Below are 270 nucleotides of genomic sequence, written 5' to 3' on the forward strand. Positions count from 1 at the left end.
GATAACTATGCCGCATCTATGTCTAAAATCAATGACATACAAACTGAGAAAGCCGTTGTACAGGCAGAAATTGCCAGACTGGAAGCATTGTTGGATCGCCATAAACTGGATGTAACCTATACCGCAGTTACTGCAGCATACGATGGAAGAATGGGACGTAGAACCGTTGAGATAGGACAAATGATTGATGCCGGAGAAACTCTTGCATTTATCGTGAATAATGAAACTGATAAATGGGTAGTTGCGAACTATAAGGAAACACAGATTAAG

1 pseudogene is annotated in these 270 nt (G+C 40.7%); it reads left to right on the plus strand.

What is annotated here, in order from left to right:
• Positions 1-270 (plus strand): annotated as a pseudogene (locus tag SB679_RS24380) (HlyD family secretion protein); the annotation flags it as partial.

Source organism: Chryseobacterium sp. SIMBA_029 (genome assembly GCF_046535275.1).
Classification (GTDB): Bacteria; Bacteroidota; Bacteroidia; order Flavobacteriales; family Weeksellaceae; genus Chryseobacterium.